At 65.0% G+C, this 1,971-nt stretch carries 1 protein-coding gene and 1 pseudogene; both read left to right on the forward strand.

What is annotated here, in order from left to right:
• Nucleotides 1-1,593, forward strand: a 1,593-nt coding sequence (locus EOA32_RS36625) for a glutamate synthase-related protein (protein ID WP_245499525.1), incomplete at its 5' end; no start/stop codon positions are given.
• A gap of 154 nt (nt 1,594-1,747) precedes the next feature.
• A pseudogene (gltD, locus tag EOA32_RS36630) lies at nt 1,748-1,971 on the forward strand (glutamate synthase); the annotation flags it as partial.

Below are 1,971 nucleotides of genomic sequence, written 5' to 3' on the forward strand. Positions count from 1 at the left end.
GATCTGGCTCAGCTGATCTACGACCTGAAGAACGTCAACCCGGCGGCCGATGTCTCGGTCAAGCTGGTCTCGGAGGTCGGCGTCGGCACGGTTGCGGCGGGCGTCGCCAAGGCGCGCGCCGATCACATCACCATCTCCGGCTACGACGGCGGCACCGGCGCTTCGCCGCTGACCTCACTCAAGCATGCCGGCAGCCCGTGGGAAATGGGCCTCGCCGAGACGCATCAGACCCTGGTGCTCAACGGCCTGCGCTCCCGCGTGGCGCTGCAGGTCGACGGCGGGTTGCGCACCGGCCGTGACGTCATCATCGGCGCGCTGCTCGGCGCCGACGAGTTCGGCTTCTCGACCGCGCCGCTGATCGCGGCCGGCTGCATCATGATGCGCAAGTGCCACCTGAACACCTGCCCGGTCGGGGTGGCGACGCAGGACCCGGTGCTGCGCAAGCGCTTCAAGGGCACGCCGGAGCATGTCATCAACTTCTTCTTCTACGTGGCGGAGGAGGTGCGCGCGCTGCTCGCCGAAATGGGCTTCACCCATCTCGACCAGATCATCGGCGACACCGACCTTCTGGAGAAGCGCGACGTGATCCAGCACTGGAAGGCGCGCGGGCTCGACTTCTCCAAGATGTTCTTCAAGCCGGAGGCGCCGGCTGAGGCGCTGCACTGGACCGAGCGGCAGAAGCATCCGATCGACGACGTGCTCGACCGCAAGCTGATCGAGCTGGCAAAGCCGGCGCTGGAAGCCAAGCAGCCGGTCAGCATCGAGCTGCCGATCCGCAATGTCGACCGCTCTGCCGGCGCGATGCTGTCGGGCGAAGTCGCCAAGCGCTTCAAGCACAAAGGCCTGCGCGAGGACACGATCCAGGTCAAGCTCACCGGCACGGCTGGCCAGTCTTTCGGTGCGTTTCTCGCGCGCGGCGTTTCCTTCGAGCTGGTCGGCGCCGGCAACGATTATGTCGGCAAAGGCCTGTCGGGCGGCCGCATCGTCATCCGGCCGCCGGAAGAGGCCAAGATCGTCGCGGCCGACTCGATCATCGTCGGCAACACGGTGCTCTACGGCGCGACCGAGGGCGAGGCCTATTTCGCCGGCGTCGCCGGCGAGCGCTTCGCGGTGCGCAATTCCGGCGTCGTTGCCGTCGTCGAAGGCGTCGGCGACCATGGCTGCGAATACATGACCGGCGGCATAGTCGTGGTCATCGGCAAAACGGGCCGCAACTTCGCCGCCGGCATGTCGGGCGGCGTCGCCTATGTGCTCGACGAGAAGGGCGATTTCGCCGAACGCTGCAACATGGCGATGGTCGAGCTGGAGCCCGTTCCGGAAGAGGACGACCTGATGGAGAAGCTGCTCCATCATGGCGGCGACCTCGACCATAAGGGACGCGTCGACGTCTCCGGAGACATGACAAGCCATGACGAGGAGCGGCTCTATCAGCTGATCTCGAACCACGTCCATTACACGGGCTCGGTGCGCGGCCGCGAGATCCTCGACAATTGGGCAAGCTTCCGGCCGAAATTCCGGAAAATCATGCCGGTCGAGTATCGCCGCGCGCTGATCGAGATGGAGCGCATGCGCATGAGCGTGGCGGCGGAATAGGCTTTGGGCACGGCCGGGGAGATAATCGCCCGGCCGGCATCCTCACCAACAATCCTGACCTCGGACCAAGGTTGCCACGGCGGCCTTATGAGGTTAACGGGTGCGCCGACAAGCTAGACTTTCGAGCGCGCCTTCGGACAGCAGGGACTGGACTATGGGCAAGGTAACAGGGTTTCTCGAAATCGACCGGCAGGTGCAGAAGTACCAGCCTGCGTCGGATCGCATCCGGCATTTCCGCGAATTCACGCTGCCGATGTCGGACAAGGAGGTCGAGAAACAGGCCGCGCGCTGCATGGATTGCGGCATCCCGTTCTGCCATGGACCGACCGGCTGCCCGATCCACAACCAGATCCCGGACTGGAACGACCTCGTCTACAA

The organism is Mesorhizobium sp. M1A.F.Ca.ET.072.01.1.1 (genome assembly GCF_004023325.1).
GTDB lineage: Bacteria > Pseudomonadota > Alphaproteobacteria > Rhizobiales > Rhizobiaceae > Mesorhizobium.